Source organism: Cupriavidus campinensis (assembly GCF_905397395.1).
Taxonomy (GTDB): domain Bacteria; phylum Pseudomonadota; class Gammaproteobacteria; order Burkholderiales; family Burkholderiaceae; genus Cupriavidus; species Cupriavidus campinensis.
Genome location: NZ_CAJPVH010000090.1, coordinates 1 through 12,826, shown reverse-complemented (window position 1 = coordinate 12,826; position 12,826 = coordinate 1). Strand labels below are relative to the sequence as shown.

Here is a 12,826-nt window from a genome sequence, read left to right as displayed (position 1 = left end):
GGCCGCCCACGCCAAGGCTGGCGCTGAGGGAGCTGCCGCCACTCGCGCGGGCGTTGCCGCCATCACCGGCCCAGCCGCTGGCGTTGCCGCCGCGGCCGCCGTTGCCGGCGGTTGCGCTGCCGTTGCTGGCATCACCAGCCGAGGCGCTGCCGTTGGTGGCCGAGCCGCCCGAACCGCCCGAGCCGCCATTGCCGCTGTTGCCGCCGTTGCCGCCATTGCCGCCGCTGCCGCCTTCACCCGTGCCGCCATAGCCACGGCCGCCCGCACCGCCCGCAGCGCCATTGGCATTGCCGCTGTTGGTTGCATAGTTGCCGATGTTGCTGATGGTATTGCCGGACACCGTGCCGCTGAGCCGGCTGACGGCGATGGCCTTGGTCGAGTTGAAGGAATTGGCGATCGACGACGTGGCCGTGCCGCCGTTGGCCGCCGCTGCGTTACCGTAGCCATCCACGCTCTGGCGAACGCGGGTGCTGACGCGGGTGGACGTCTTGTTGAGCGTCAGCGTGGCCGTCTTGTTGGAAGTCTTGTTCGTGGTAGTGGTGCTGTTGTCCTGAGTCGCAGAGGAATATTCGTTGGCATTTGCGCCGTCGCCTTGCGTGGCGGTTGCGGTGGCGGTCTGCGTGTTGTCGCCCTCGCCCGAGTCATTGTTGGTTGTCGGGTTCGCATAGGCCTGGCTACCAAAGAAGGCCAGTGTGATCGCCGACGCCAGTAAAGTCTTTTTCATACGATGCTCCCAGGAAGTTTGTGCTGCGGCTCAGCCTCCGGCCGGCGCTCTCGAGAACATCGGCTGGAGGTTCAGGTCCGGCACGGGACCAGACCAGCCTCCCCTTGCGCACAAACAGTGCCAGCGGGCGCGCCGTGCCGTGTAATCCTTTGAAATACAAGGGCTACAACCCGGTGACCGGGAACTTTTCGCGCGGCAACCCATCGCCGGTGATGCTGCGATGCTGTGAACCGCAGTAGACATGTCACAGCGTTGAGACACCGCTAGCCGCATGGCGGCGTGGGCGCTCCGTGCGAATCGGAAAAAACCGTGAGTTTTCAGCAGCTTGGCGTGGCGCCTAGGGGAACCCCGCAGTGCCGCGGCCCGTTGCGGTGGTGAAACAGCCCACGCGAGGTGACCGCTACGCAATCACATGGCCTGTGCGAAGTGTCGGATATGTCAAGAATTGCAATCCCTGATAGGAATCCCGCCCCAACTGGCCGTGTCAGTGCGACGTGAGCACCGGCTTTCAGAGGGAATCCCGCCCGGCGGCACGTCTTTCTTGCGCGCGCCGCGCCGACGATGCGGGACCGCAACAAATGCGGGGGCGCGGAGTGCGCAGAGCGCCGCCGGCCTGTTTCATGCTAGGCTCTATGTCTGATTTAACGTACATTAGTCTCGTCTAGGACTTGTCAGCGCATCCGCAAGGGAAACCATGAGTGAAGCCGTCGTTCCCCTGTATCACCAGATTTACGTAGTCCTCCGCCAGCAGATCGTGGAAGGCCGTTTCGGGCAGGGCCCGCTGCCGGGCGAGATCGACCTCGCCAAGCAGTTCCACGCCTCCCGCGTGACCATGCGCCGCGTGTTCGACCGCCTGGTGCAGGAAGGTCTCGTGCGGCGTCACCGTGGCCTGGGTACCTTCGTGAACCCGCATCCGGTGAAGCCGGCCGCCACCGAGGAGCGCACCACCAGCCTGCTCGGTAACATCATCGACATGGGCGAGAAGACCGCCGTCAAGGTGATCTCGATCGACGAAGTGCACGCCACCCCCGATGTGGCCGAGGCGCTCAAGCTCGAGCCGGGCGACCCCGTGGTGAAGATCGTGCGCGTGCGCCACTACCGCGACCGTCCGCTCTCGCATATCACCGTCTATTTGCCCGTGGACCTGGGCCGCCCGCTGCAGCGCAAGGATCTGGAAGGCACGCCGATCCTGCGCCTGCTGGAGGCCGCCGGCGTGGAGCTTGGCCGCGCCAGCCAGGTGCTGACCGCGCGCCTGGCCGACGTGGTGGTGGCCCCGCTGCTGGACGTACCCGTGGGTGGCGCGCTGCTGGCCGTGCGCCGCGTGGTGCTGGACAAGGCCGGCCGCCCGGTGCAGCTGCTGCTGGGCCAGTACCGGCCCGACCGCTATGAGTACCGCATGGACCTGTCGCCAATGGGCGGAGACAGCGCCAACGTGTGGGTGGAAAACGAGACCCGCACCGGCCTGCGCGACTGACCCCCCTCTTGTCCACTGCCGCGCGCGGCAGATTCCGGGCGATACTGCGCACTCCTGATCACACTGTCGAGGAGCTACCGTCATGCCAGTCGTCCGCCCGCGCGCGCACCAGCCCGCCTGCCAGCCTGCCTGTCCGCCCGCCCGCGCTGCTGTTCTTCGCCCTGTCCACCGCCTGTTTTCCCGCATCCCCGCCGCGCTGATGGCTTCGGCCTCGGCCTCGGCGGCGCTGTGCGTGGCGCTCGCCCTGCCCGCCGGCGCGCACGCCGCGGTAGCCGGCGGCAAGCCGATCCGCATCCTCGTGGGTGCGCCGGCCGGCGGCACCACGGACACCCTGGCGCGCACCATCGCCCAGGAAATGTCGCAGTCGCTGGACCAGCCGGTGGTGGTGGAGAACCGCCCCGGCGCCGGCGGCAATATCGCGGCGGACATGGTGGCCAAGAGCGCGGCCGATGGCAGCACGCTGCTGATGAGCTTCACCAGCCATACCATCAACGCCACGCTCTACAAGAAGCTGCCGTTCGATCCGATCCAGGACTTCACGCCGATCACGCTGGTGGCCACGGTGCCGAGCGTGCTGGTGGCCACGCCGAAACTGCCCGCCAACAACATCCCCGAGCTGATCCGGCTGGCCAGGTCCGAGCCGGGCAAGCTCAATTTCGGCATCGGCTCGGTCGGCTCGTCGGTGCATCTGGCCGGTGACATGTTCAAGATGATGACCGGCACCTACATCGTCAACATCCCCTACAAGGGCACCACGCCGGCCATCACGGACCTGCTGGCCGGGCAGGTGGACCTGATGTTCGCCAGCACGCTCAACGTCGCCCAGCACGTGAAGGCGGGCAAGCTCAAGGTGCTGGGCGTGACCAGCCCCGGCCCGCTGCCCCAGTTCCCGGGCGTGCAGCCGATTGGCGCGACGGTGAAGGGCTTCGAGTCCAGCGCGTGGTTCGGCCTGTTCGGGCCGGCCAACCTGCCGCCGGAGGTGACCCAGGCGCTGTATCAGGCCGCGCGCCACGGGCTGGAGTCGCCAGCGGTACGCAAGCGGCTCGAGAACGACGGCGCCCAGCCGAGCGCGATGGCGCCGGACGCCTTCGCCACCTTCGTCAAGCAGGACGTGAAGCGCTGGGCCAGCGTGGTGAAGTATTCGGGAGCCCAGCCGGAATGACGCGCCCGAGCGACCACGCCGAGCCTCCCGCGCCCCCGCCGGCCACGCTGGCGCAGAAGCTCGTCGCCCGCGCTGCTGGCGTGGCGCACGTCACGCCGGGCACGGTGGTGATGTGCCAGGTCGACCTGGCGATGGCGCACGACTCCAGCGGCCCGCGCCGCGTGGCGCCGCTGCTGCGCGAGCTGGGCGTCAAGGTGTGGGACCCCTCGCGCTTCGTGGTGGTGACCGACCACTACGTGCCGGCCGCCGACCCCGACGCGGAGGCCATCGTCCGCTTCACGCGCGACTGGGTCCGCGAGGCCGGTATTTCGAACTTTATCGATGGCCAGGGCATCTGCCACGTGGTACTGCCCGAGCGGGGCCACGTGCTGCCGGGCCGCTTCATCGTCGGCGGCGACAGCCACACGCCCACCGGCGGCGCGTTCGGCGCCTACATGTTCGGCATCGGCGCCACCGAGATGGCCGGCGTGCTGGCCACCGGCGAGATCTGGCTGCGCGTGCCGCAGACCATCCGCATCGACTGGCGCGGCGCGCTGGGCACCGGCGTCTGCGCCAAGGACATGATGCTGTTCCTGTGCGCCCGGCTCGGCATGGCCGGCGGCCACTACGAGGCCATCGAGTACACCGGCGCCGCCGTCACCGCCCTGCCGATGCAGGAGCGCATGACCCTCTGCAATATGAGTACCGAACTGGGCGCGCAGACCGGGCTGGTCGCGCCGGACGCCACCACCCTGGCATGGCTGGCCGAAGCCGGCGTAGATGCCGCCACGCTGGCCGCCATCGACATTCGCTATTTGCGCAGCGATGCCGGCGCGCCGGTACGGGCCACCCATCGGTTCGATGCCAGCACGCTCGCGCCCCAGGTGGCCGCGCCGCATTCGCCGGCCAACAGCGCGCCGGTGGAAGCCTGCGCCGGGCAGCCGGTGGAGATTGCCTACCTGGGCGCCTGCACCGGCGCCAAGCTCGAAGACCTGCGCCTGGCCGCCAGCGTGCTGCGCGGGCGCAAGGTGGCGCCAGGCGTGTCGCTGCGCGTGGCCCCGGCCTCCCTGCGAGACCAGCAGCAGGCCGCGCGCGAGGGCACGCTGCAGGTGCTGACCGATGCCGGCGCGGCCCTGCTGCCCAACGCCTGCAACGCCTGCGCCGGCTATGGCGCGAGCCGCTTCCCGGCCGGCAGCCACGCCATCGCCTCCACCGCGCGCAACTTCGCGGGACGCATGGGCGATGCCGGCAGCGAAGTCTGGCTGGGCTCCCCCTTGACCGTGGCGGCCAGCGCGGTGACCGGGCGCATTACCGACCCACGCACGCTGCTCGCCTGAACACGCCGTTTCCGTCGTTTCCGTCGTCCCCAAAAAGAACCAGAAAACCGAAGACAGACCACGATTCACATGCCCCCTGCCCCCGAATTCTCCCTGCCGCAGGCTGGCCGGATCTGGCGCTTTGGCGATGATGTCGATACTGACGCCATGGCGCCCGGCAGCTATATGAAGGCCGGCATCGATGTGCTCGCCCAGCATTGCCTGGCCGCGCTGCGGCCGGAGTTTCCGGCGTCCGTGCGCCCCGGCGACCTCGTCGTGGCCGGCAACAACTTCGGCATGGGATCTTCGCGCGAGCAGGCCCCGCAGGCGCTGCGCCACCTGGGCGTGGCGGCCGTCATCGCGCCGTCCTTCGCGGGGCTGTTCTATCGCAACGCGCTCAATCTCGGCCTGCCGGTGATGGTGTGCGCGCAGGCGGCGTTGCTGGCCGATGGCACGCGCGCCACGCTGGACCTGGACGGCGCGCGCATCCGGCTGGAGGACGGCACGCACCTGGCGTGCGAGCCGATGCCGGACTTCCTGCGCGCGCTGCTACGGGCGGGTGGGCTGGTGCCGCACCTGAAGGCCCGGCTGGCTGCCCGTGCCGGGAATGGCTGACATCTGCGCCTGGCGCAGCAGCGTCAGCGCCTCCTCGTCGCTGGTCTGCGTGAAGTCGAGGTAGAAGGCGCCCACGGCGCCGAAACTGTCCGGGGTCTTCAGGCATACCACCTCGTCGGCCACTTCGCGCAGCGTATCGAGCCCGTCCGCCGCCCCGACCGGGATCGCCGCGACGACCCGCGCCGCGCCGGCGGCCCGCACCGCGAGCAGGGCCGCGCGCATGGTGGCGCCGGTAGCCACGCCATCATCGACGACGATCACCTGGCGCCCCTGCATCGGCGTGACGGCTTGCCCGCCGCGGTAGCGCTGCTGGCGCCGGCAGATCTCGTTGAGCTGGCGGCCGCGCTCGGCGTCGAAGGCGCCGGACTCCACCGAGCGGCGCGCCCACGGATCGTCATTGACCACGGTATGCGGCTCGCCGCCGCTGGCATCGCCCTCCACCACCGCGCCCAGCGCCAGTTCCGGATAGCCGGCGGCGCCGATCTTGCGCACCAGCAGCACGTCGAGCTTGCCATCCAGCGCGCGCGCCACCTCGAAAGCCACGGGTACGCCACCGCGCGGCAGCGCCAGCACGAGCACCGGCTGGCCATCATCGGTATGGCCCATCCCGTGTTCCGCGAGGTGACGGCCCAGATAGGTGCCCGCCTCGCGGCGGTCGGCATAGCACGGCGGTAGTGTCATGGCGTGCTCCCGCAGGCGTTGGCGGTGAGGGGAAGGGAACAGAAGGGGATGGGCGCCGCGACGGTGCGGCTCCCCAGCCCACTATAGACCCGTCACGGGAAGGCGGCGGCGCTTTCTGGGGGAAGGGTGGACCCTATCGCCCCGATAGCCCACGACGATTGATGGCGATCGTGAAATAGTGTTTTGAGGCGCGCGCCGATGATCCGCACGCATGGCTTGGGTAGGATGCAATCCGTGGCGGCGATCCCGCCCACCGAACTTCCAGACATCCCGGCGCCCAGAACGCGCCATCGACTTGAGCGAGCGTTACCGTGAATCCGCAACAGACCTCCCGTACCGACGACCAGACCGCCCATCCCGACCTGGACCTGGACATCCCCTTCGGCTCGCTCGACGCAGCCGCCATGGCGGAACTGCCCTACACCTTCCGGCAATCCGGCCACTGCACCCGCTATTACAACGAGTTCTTCGGCTGAGATTGAGCCGGAGCTTGTGGATCAAGCCTCGCGTGGCCGGCAGATCATGAAGTATTGCGAGCTGAGCCACCACGGCAGCTGACGCAGCGGGCTGGTGGATTCGGCTTCCACGTCAAAGCGTGTGCTCACCTGCGCACGCAGCTTGCGGAAGTCGAAACCCTTGTGGGTATGGCGGGGATTGTCCGGCCGCGTGACCGGCAGTCCCACCAGCGCCCGCAGCGCCTCGCCCGGCGTGTGATCCATGCGTAACGTACGCTCGCTGACCATGCCGTTGAGCAGCTTCGGCACGATGGCAACGCCGTACATCACCGGCACCGAGATGATCAGCGTACCGCTGGGGCGCAGGATGCGCAGGGCGTCGTCGAGGAAGGTGTCCACCTCGTCCGCATAGAGGTGCTCGCACACTTCGAAGGCGGTCAGCATATCCACCGAGTCACTGGGCTGGGCGTCCATCTCCGCCAGATAGCGGATCTCGGGGTAGTCCGGGGTCTTGTAGGGGTCGAGTCCGGCCAGCGACAGGTCAGGCCGCGCCTGCCCGAGCCGGTGCAGGAACAGCCCCGGCCCCGCGCCAAAGTCCACCACCGTGCCGCCGTGCGGGCAGCGGGCGGACACCATGCCGAGACCCAGCGCGATCCGGCTCCGGTGCGCGAAGCGCGCCAGCGGGTTGGACGCGTTGATGGTCTGCTTGTCGTAGGTGATCTGCATGGCCTGTGTCTCCCCAGCATTGCCGCATGGCAGTTTCCTGCATTCTGGCGAGGGGAGGCGCGCGGCCTCTGTGCGATCCGACACACGGAAATGCCGGGGCGGCCTGCCCGCCCCGGCGCCCTTCAATACGTCTTGTAGGGCAGGAACTTGCCGGACATCTCGATGCGGACGCGGTCCCCGTTGGGGTCCGCTTCGCGCTGAAGGTCCATGCGGAAGTCGATGGCGCTCATGATGCCGTCGCCAAATTCCTCATGGATCAGCGCCTTGAAGGTGGTGCCGTACACGCTGACCAGCTCGTAGAAGCGGTAGATCAGCGGATCGGTGGGGACCTGGGTGGGCAGCGAGCCCTTGTACGGCACGGTGCGCAGCCAGGGCTCGGCTTCGGCGGGGAGGTCGAAGATCTCCATCACGGCACGGGCGCCGGCTTCGTCGAACACCATCTGGCCCAGGCACGCGGCCGTTGTCCATTCCTTGCTCTTGCCCACGCGCTCGGCCACCTGCGCCCAGGAAATCCCGCGCCTGACCTTGGCTTCGATGATCAGATCGGTCACGTCACTGCGATTCATGTTCCCTCCGTTGGTCGTTGGAATTCGCCCCGGAGAGAACGGCGGATGGGGTCACGGCATGCTCGAGCGCTCCATGACCGCGACGGCATCGCCCCTGTCTTCGAACTGCATCCGCGCGAAACGCGGCACCGACAGCGGGCTCAGGCCTTCGAGCGCCTGCAGGATCAGCACGATGAACATGACCGGCATGACGTCCTCCCTCGGGAATACGGCAAACAGACTGGCGCAAGCTTCGTGCCACGCGCGCGGCCCCCGGATGGCCCGCCGATGACGCACCGTGGGGCGTTTTCGGAGACCGCCGAGGGCGTCGGCGCGGGGTGCGCACCGTTGCGGGGAAGCCCGCCGCGCGGGGCGCACAGGTTGAAGCGTACCCGTTTCTGCGCCAAACGTGGCGGCCTCGATCAAGGACGACAGCCTCGATCGAGGCCCGGCGCACCCCGCTGCCATGGCAAATCTTTGCAGCAGACATTTCCGATGTAACGCCACATTACCCTGGGCCTGCCCGCAGACTGCGGCGCGGGCGTAGGCGTCACTTCGCCGCCAGGCCTTGCCAGACAAGGGCTGGCGGGCGATGGGCGAAGCCCTTCGGGAGGCGTTTTCGCCGCATCCGGCGCGAAGACAGCCTTACAAGTGCAACCGCGCGGAGCGGGGGTGCGTCGCTACAGTGAAGCCGTGTTCAACGCGAACCGCCACCGAGCGAATCGCATACGGAGTCCCCAACATGAAACGCGCCATCGCCCTGACCCTCTTGCTGGCCACCACGAGCGCCCTGCTTTCGGCCTGCATCGTCGTGCCGCCGCGCGGCGGCCATTACCACTACCACGACCGCGGCCGCTATTGATCGGCCGATCGGCCACGGCGTCGGACTTCATCGCACAACCCCACATCCACAGCCTGCTTTGCCCGACCGGATGATCCGGTAGAAGGAGAACCACCATGAAACGCCAACTGATGCTTGCCGCCGCCGTCCTTGCCGCCGGGAGTGCCTTCGGGCTGATGTCGCCCGCCCAGGCCCATGGCTATGACGACCGCCCGCCCCCGCCGCGCCATGAAGTGCGCCCGGCGCCGCGGCCCGGCAAGGTCTGGGTGCCCGGCCACTATGACCGCGTGCAGGGCAACTACGCCTGGCGCGGCGGCTACTACCAGACGGCGCGCCCCGGCTACCGCTACGTGCCGGACCGCTGGGTGCATGGCCCGCACGGCTGGGTCAGGCGTCCCGGGCATTGGGCGCGCTGAGGCGCACGCCGAGCGTAGCGACTGACTGACGGCAACGGGCCGGACCATGGGCATGTGGTCCGGCCCGTTTCCGTTTCCGTTTCCGTTTCCGTTTCCGTTTCCGTTTCCGTTTCCGTTTCCGTTTCCGTTTCCGCTTCCGCTTCCCTTCCTTTTCCGATTCGGCCCAAAGTCCATTTGGCCATTAGGCTTTCAGCCCTCCCCCGGGAGGTGGGGTGTATCCCCACGAAGGTGGGTGGCAAGCCGGGCGCCGCCCCCTTAACACCCCTGATTACTTTCCTCCGGAGGTGGGATTTCACTCTCATCCTTTTGCACTAGGCCACGAGACTCCCCACGAAAGGAGAACTGCCCATGCCGCCATCCGCCAGTGATTTTGTAATGGTTTCAAAATTGGCGCATAAAGCAGCCATCCGTTAATGCCGCACCCCCCAGTCGGGTGAGCTTTCTCCATTTATCGTGCGCCTTTTATTCAATATGGTTGCAGTGGTGAAACATATTGGGGACCCCCTGTTTCAGGCCTGCAACGGACCGGCCAGCCCGTTCCAGATGGCGCTTGGCGAACATCGCCGCCCAAACGCATGAGGCATGGCTCGGTTTAGCCATGGATTATGAGTTCGTTTTCATTCCACCTCAGCAGACGCTGAATTCCACCCTCTTGCTTTCAGATGAACCAGCCCATAAGATGAATTTAAGCCGAATTTAGGAGCGATTTTTTTTCGGGTTAGGGTTCGGGTCAACCTTCCGGTCGCGCGGGAAGTCCAATCTAACAACTGGACATCGACTGACACGGAAGCACGGGGTTCAAGCGGTTTTCGCGGCACCTGTCACGGGTGGCCGCCCTGCCGGTGACATTCCCTTAAGCAAAGCGCCCGCATCTCACCCGCCAAACGGGGAGTGAAGAATAATGAACGCCTTGCTGATCGAGGAGCATCCGCTGCTCCGCCTCGGGCTGTTGCAGATGCTCGAAACCATCCAGGAATCCGGACACGTACTGGCGCTTGCGCCGGCCGACATCGGCAAACTGGATACCCCTTACCGCAACGCCGACCTGCTGGTCTTCGGCATGCCCGCCGACGAGTTCGCCGGCTGGACGCAGCTGGAGCTGGCCCGCGAACGGCTTGCGCCACAACGCATCCTGGTGCTGTCCGACCAGCTGCCGCTGCATGCGCCCACGGCGGATGCCGCGCGGGGCATCTGCGGCTGCCTGCCGAAATCGGCCTCGCTGGCCGTGATCGAAGCCGCCATCCGGCTGGCCGTCTCCAGCGTGCAGGGCCTGATGTTCGCGGGCGATGCCGTGCCGGCCGCCATGGCAACCGCCCCGGCCGCCTCGCGCTCGGCACTGCCGGCCACGACGTCCCTGGCTTCGGCCGCGCCGCTGCCGCTGACCGCCACGGTACAGACCGATCCGCACGCGCTGGCCGCCTGCGCCGTCACGCCCCGCGCCGCGATGGGCGCCCTGCGTGCCACGGCCCAGCCGCTGACCGAGGACGAGCCGAGCTACGACGAAGCCGAGATGCTCAAGATCACGCCGCGCCAGTACGAGGTGCTGGTGCTGCTGGCGCGCGGCTATCCGATCAAGACGGTCAGCCGCATGCTCAATATCTCGGTGGCCACGGTGAAGAGCCACGCCTGCACGCTGTACCAGCGCCTGAAGGTCAAGAACAAGGGCGAAGCGGTCTACGCCGCGCTGCAGCGCGGCGCCACGCTGGACTGGGTCAGCGGCGACGAGCGCGCCACGCGTGCGGCGCCGGCGGTACGCCGCGACGCATCGTTCCCCACGCAGCCCAGCCTCTGAGCCGCGTTCGCCCCCCCTCCCGGAGCCCCCGCGCGCAGGCGCGGGCACCCCGGGAGCAGGGAGTGGGTGAGCGAGCGTACAGACCCCGCCAGCCGCGCCTCCCAGACTGACGCAGACAGCCGCACAGGCTGCAAACGACGATACGGGCACCAGCCCGACGGGAGAAATCACCATGTCAGCCAGCTTCCTGCCGACGTTCTCGCTGTGCATCTGCACGCGAAACCGGCCCGACGACCTGCGCCGCGCGCTGCAATCGGTCCAGGCCTCCACCACGCCCGTGCACCAGCTGATCGTCTCCGACGACAGCACCGACTACCGCACGCGCGACATGATGCTGGGCGAGTTCCCGGCCATCACCTACGTCGAAGGGCCGCGCCGCGGCCTCTGCGCCAACCGCAACCGCGCCCTGGCCGCCGCCACGGGCACGCACGTGCTGTTTATCGACGATGACGCCACGCTGGGCGAGACCTTCCTCCAGCAGATGGCCGAACGGCTGCTCGACGACCAGGTGCACCACGTGGCCGCTGGCGGGCCGGCCAACCGGCTGATCCTGACCGGCACCGAGGTCTGCCACGGCGAGCGCGTGCGCCCGCACAAGGGCGCCTTCCTCGGCTTCCAGCAGCACAACTACCGCTGCGGCGAGCGCATGTACTCGATCGTCATCAACAGCACCGTGTTTCCGCGCGAACTGTTCGACCACGTGGCCTTCGACGAGCAGCTGGTCTATGGCTACGACGAGATCGACCTGGCCAGCCGGGCGGTGTTCAAGCACGGCTTCCGCATCGAATGGCTGGCCAGCGCGGCCAATCACCATTTCCCGTCGCCGGCCAACCGCGACTACTACCGGCCGTTCCTGCACGCCTCGCGCATCTACACCACGTTCAAGCGCTATGGCTGGAGCGAGCGCCGCCCGGCCAAGGCCGCGGTGTTCCTGATGGTGGCCGTGTCCCACAACCTGGCCCACAACGTGCGCCAGCAGGGGCTGCGCGGCGTGGCCGAGGCGTGGCGCACCACGCGGCTGGCCTGCGGCTATATCCACCGGCATGCGCGTGGTGCGGGCACGACCGGCGGCGTGACGCCGATCGCCGCCGAATCGGCGACTGTCACGCCACGCTGATATCCAGATAATCAGGAAAGGGAGGTCAGACGGCGGGCGCGTCCTGCGCCACACCGTCGCGGCGTGCCACGTCGGCCACGATGCGGTCCACGGCCGTGAGCATGGCCAGCGGGGAGAAGCGCGCCACCGCTGCCGCGCGCGCGCGGACACCCATCCGGTCGCGCTCGGCCTCGTCGGCCAGCCGGGTCAGGGCGCTGGCCAGTGCCGGCGCGTCATCGGGCGAGACCAGGATGCCGGTCTCGCCGTCATCGACGATCTCTTTCACGCCGCCCGCCGCCGTGGCCACCACGGGACGCGCCGCCAGCATGCCCTCCACCACCACGCGCCCGAACGGCTCGGCCCAGACCGAGGCATGCACCACCACGTCCATGCAGTGCATGAGTTCGGCCACATCGGCACGGAAGCCCAGGAAGTGCACGCGCCCGGCCAGATCCGGCTCGGCGGCGCGCGCGCGCAGCGCTGCCTCGTAAGTGTGTTCGCCAAACAGCGGGGCGCCCACCAGCACCATGGTTGCGCCCGGCATGCGCGCGACGGCCTCCATCAGCACGCGCTGGCCCTTCCACGGCGTCAGCCGGCCGAACAGGCCGACCAGCAGCCCGGTGGACGGCAGGCCGTTGGCCACGCGCAGCGCCAGGCGGTCGCGCAGCAGTGCGGCGTCGAACGGCGCGGGGTCGATGCCGTTGTGCACCACCTCGATGGGCACGCCGTTGCCGGCCAGCGCGCGGAACGCATCCGCGCTGGCCTGCGAGTTGGCGATCACCCGGGTCAGCCCGCGCGACAGCAGGCGAATGGCGATGCGCTGGGTGCGGCCGAAGAAGCTGTCATCGACGATATCGCGCAGGTGCCAGACCACCGGGCGCCGGTGCAGCCACTTGCCGAGCACGCAAACCGCCATGGCGCGCTGCGTGTTGGCGTAGACCACGTCCGCGCACGCCGCGCGCCGGGCCACGCGCCGCACCAGCGAGGGCAGCGCCAGCAGGCCG

13 protein-coding genes and 1 pseudogene are annotated in these 12,826 nt (G+C 68.4%); 8 read left to right on the top strand and 6 right to left on the bottom strand.

The features are described from left to right. Positions 1–724 (bottom strand): annotated as a pseudogene (locus KHO18_RS26795) (hypothetical protein); the annotation flags it as partial. 694 nt (positions 725–1,418) lie between these two features. On the opposite strand from KHO18_RS26795, the gene KHO18_RS26790 reads away from it, so the two are divergent. The 4 genes from KHO18_RS26790 (at position 1,419) to KHO18_RS26775 (ending at position 5,270) form a co-directional block, all read left to right on the top strand. Next, complete coding sequence (locus KHO18_RS26790) at positions 1,419–2,198, top strand: GntR family transcriptional regulator (protein ID WP_144201126.1); 780 nt, start codon at positions 1,419–1,421, stop codon at positions 2,196–2,198. A gap of 199 nt (positions 2,199–2,397) precedes the next feature. Further along, complete coding sequence (locus KHO18_RS26785; protein ID WP_377732480.1) at positions 2,398–3,360, top strand: tripartite tricarboxylate transporter substrate binding protein; 963 nt, start codon at positions 2,398–2,400, stop codon at positions 3,358–3,360. Further along, positions 3,357–4,676: a 3-isopropylmalate dehydratase large subunit gene (locus tag KHO18_RS26780; protein ID WP_144201122.1), complete on the top strand. Its 1,320-nt coding sequence runs from the start codon at positions 3,357–3,359 to the stop codon at positions 4,674–4,676. The genes KHO18_RS26785 and KHO18_RS26780 overlap by 4 nt, the downstream gene beginning before the upstream one ends. A gap of 69 nt (positions 4,677–4,745) precedes the next feature. Beyond that, complete coding sequence (locus KHO18_RS26775) at positions 4,746–5,270, top strand: LeuD/DmdB family oxidoreductase small subunit (RefSeq protein WP_144201120.1); 525 nt, start codon at positions 4,746–4,748, stop codon at positions 5,268–5,270. Here the strand turns inward: KHO18_RS26775 and KHO18_RS26770 are convergent. Continuing rightward, positions 5,205–5,951, bottom strand: coding sequence for a phosphoribosyltransferase (locus KHO18_RS26770; RefSeq protein ID WP_144201118.1), 747 nt, complete (start codon positions 5,949–5,951; stop codon positions 5,205–5,207). The genes KHO18_RS26775 and KHO18_RS26770 overlap by 66 nt on opposite strands. Before the next feature lie 311 nt (positions 5,952–6,262). On the opposite strand from KHO18_RS26770, the gene KHO18_RS26765 reads away from it, so the two are divergent. Continuing rightward, entirely contained in the window at positions 6,263–6,427 is a 165-nt protein-coding gene (locus KHO18_RS26765) for a hypothetical protein (protein WP_186296947.1), read from the top strand. A gap of 21 nt (positions 6,428–6,448) precedes the next feature. Here KHO18_RS26765 and KHO18_RS26760 read toward each other — a convergent pair whose 3' ends face one another. From KHO18_RS26760 to KHO18_RS26750, 3 genes are all read right to left on the bottom strand, one after another. Then, positions 6,449–7,132: a class I SAM-dependent methyltransferase gene (locus KHO18_RS26760; RefSeq protein WP_244845123.1), complete on the bottom strand. Its 684-nt coding sequence runs from the start codon at positions 7,130–7,132 to the stop codon at positions 6,449–6,451. A 122-nt stretch (positions 7,133–7,254) separates the two neighbouring features. Beyond that, a complete protein-coding gene (gene cynS, locus KHO18_RS26755; protein ID WP_092294258.1) occupies positions 7,255–7,698 on the bottom strand; it encodes a cyanase in 444 nt (147 codons plus the stop codon). Between the two features lie 51 nt (positions 7,699–7,749). Further along, the gene (locus KHO18_RS26750) at positions 7,750–7,887 is read right to left on the bottom strand and encodes a hypothetical protein (protein WP_186296946.1); all 138 of its coding nucleotides are present in this window, start codon (positions 7,885–7,887) and stop codon (positions 7,750–7,752) included. A 747-nt stretch (positions 7,888–8,634) separates the two neighbouring features. On the opposite strand from KHO18_RS26750, the gene KHO18_RS26745 reads away from it, so the two are divergent. From KHO18_RS26745 to KHO18_RS26735, 3 genes are all read left to right on the top strand, one after another. After that, positions 8,635–8,934 (top strand): YXWGXW repeat-containing protein, encoded by a 300-nt coding sequence (locus KHO18_RS26745; protein WP_144201116.1) that lies wholly within the window; start codon positions 8,635–8,637, stop codon positions 8,932–8,934. 901 nt (positions 8,935–9,835) lie between these two features. Next, entirely contained in the window at positions 9,836–10,726 is an 891-nt protein-coding gene (locus KHO18_RS26740; RefSeq protein WP_144201112.1) for a helix-turn-helix transcriptional regulator, read from the top strand. A gap of 172 nt (positions 10,727–10,898) precedes the next feature. After that, on the top strand, positions 10,899–11,843 hold the full coding sequence (locus KHO18_RS26735) for a glycosyltransferase family 2 protein (protein WP_144201110.1): 945 nt from the start codon (positions 10,899–10,901) through the stop codon (positions 11,841–11,843). A 25-nt stretch (positions 11,844–11,868) separates the two neighbouring features. Here the strand turns inward: KHO18_RS26735 and KHO18_RS26730 are convergent. Further along, positions 11,869–12,826: glycosyltransferase family 4 protein (locus KHO18_RS26730; RefSeq protein WP_211944198.1), on the bottom strand; the 958-nt coding region annotated here is incomplete at its 5' end.

Bases quoted from the DNA above. Each gene is read 5' to 3' on its own strand.
- KHO18_RS26790 (WP_144201126.1), top strand. From the start codon at position 1,419: ATGAGTGAAGCCGTCGTTCCCCTGTATCACCAGATTTACGTAGTCCTC.
- KHO18_RS26745 (WP_144201116.1), top strand. From the start codon at position 8,635: ATGAAACGCCAACTGATGCTTGCCGCCGCCGTCCTTGCCGCCGGGAGT.
- KHO18_RS26750 (WP_186296946.1), bottom strand. From the start codon at position 7,887: ATGCCGGTCATGTTCATCGTGCTGATCCTGCAGGCGCTCGAAGGCCTG.
- KHO18_RS26770 (WP_144201118.1), bottom strand. From the start codon at position 5,951: ATGACACTACCGCCGTGCTATGCCGACCGCCGCGAGGCGGGCACCTAT.
- KHO18_RS26780 (WP_144201122.1), top strand. From the start codon at position 3,357: ATGACGCGCCCGAGCGACCACGCCGAGCCTCCCGCGCCCCCGCCGGCC.
- KHO18_RS26785 (WP_377732480.1), top strand. From the start codon at position 2,398: ATGGCTTCGGCCTCGGCCTCGGCGGCGCTGTGCGTGGCGCTCGCCCTG.
- KHO18_RS26760 (WP_244845123.1), bottom strand. From the start codon at position 7,132: ATGCAGATCACCTACGACAAGCAGACCATCAACGCGTCCAACCCGCTG.
- KHO18_RS26740 (WP_144201112.1), top strand. From the start codon at position 9,836: ATGAACGCCTTGCTGATCGAGGAGCATCCGCTGCTCCGCCTCGGGCTG.
- KHO18_RS26735 (WP_144201110.1), top strand. From the start codon at position 10,899: ATGTCAGCCAGCTTCCTGCCGACGTTCTCGCTGTGCATCTGCACGCGA.
- cynS (WP_092294258.1), bottom strand. From the start codon at position 7,698: ATGAATCGCAGTGACGTGACCGATCTGATCATCGAAGCCAAGGTCAGG.
- KHO18_RS26775 (WP_144201120.1), top strand. From the start codon at position 4,746: ATGCCCCCTGCCCCCGAATTCTCCCTGCCGCAGGCTGGCCGGATCTGG.